The sequence below is a fragment of the Streptomyces sparsus genome (assembly GCF_054776295.1).
This window is the reverse complement of record NZ_BAAHCA010001370.1, coordinates 1-931: the sequence shown is the minus strand read 5'-3', so window position 1 is coordinate 931 and position 931 is coordinate 1. Positions and strand designations below refer to the sequence as shown.

Annotated in this window: 2 protein-coding genes; both read left to right on the top strand. The window is 75.7% G+C overall.

Translation table 11 applies throughout. From position 1 onward, the window contains the following. The coding region (locus ACYVE9_RS28500) for a zinc-dependent metalloprotease (RefSeq protein WP_461030773.1) at positions 1-369 on the top strand (369 nt) is incomplete at its 5' end. Then, the gene (locus ACYVE9_RS28495; RefSeq protein ID WP_461030772.1) at positions 366-893 is read left to right on the top strand and encodes an NUDIX hydrolase; all 528 of its coding nucleotides are present in this window, start codon (positions 366-368) and stop codon (positions 891-893) included. The genes ACYVE9_RS28500 and ACYVE9_RS28495, both read left to right, overlap by 4 nt. The last annotated feature ends 38 nt before the right edge of the window (positions 894-931 follow it).

Genomic DNA, 931 nt, shown 5'->3' with positions numbered 1-931 from the left:
CGCCGTGCCTCGGGCTGGCCGGCCGAGCAGACCTTCGCCACGCTGATCGGCCTGGAGCTCCGCCCGCGCCGGCTGCGGGACGCCGCCCGGCTGTGGGCCTCACTGTCCGACGCCCGGGGCCCCGAGGGCCGCGACGCGCTGTGGGAGCACCCCGACATGCTGCCGACGGCCGCCGACCTGGACGACCCGGACGGTTTTGTGCACCACGAGCAGGCCGACTTCTCCGAGCTCGACCGGATGCTGGGTGACGCCGCGGGCGGTGGCACTCCCGGCGAGGGCGAGGGCGCGGACGGTCCCGCAGCCGAGGGCCCCGGCAGCGAGGGCGACGGACCCAAGGGCGAGGGCCGCAAGGACGACGGGCCGAAGTGACGCTGCACCGGAACGCGGTGCGGGTCCTCAACGGGTGGCCCGCACCGGAACCCGAGCAGGACGTGCTGCGCAAGGAGTACCTCGAACACCTCGCCGCGCACCCCGACGGGATGTGGAAGGCGTGCGCCGAGGGCCACCTGACGGCGAGCGCCCTGGTGGTGGACCCGGAACGCGGGCAGGTGCTGCTGACGCTGCACCGGAAACTGCGGATGTGGCTGCAGACGGGCGGTCACTGCGAGCCGGGTGACCGCACGCTCGCCGGCGCCGCGCTCCGTGAGGCCGTCGAGGAGTCCGGCGTCCCCGACCTCCGGCTGCTGCCCGGCGGCCCGTTGCGTCTCGACCGCCACCGCACGCCGTGCGCCTGGCATCTCGACGTGCAGTACGTGGCGCTGGCCCCACCCGGCGCCGTGGAGGCCGTCAGCGCGGAGTCCCTGGAACTGCGCTGGTACGCCTACGACGAGGTGGCCGACGTGGCCGACAGGTCCGTCTCCCTGCTCACCGAGCGGGCCCGCGGCCTGCTGTGACGCGGCGGCCCCGGCCGGCCGGGTCGGTGCGGGAGTGG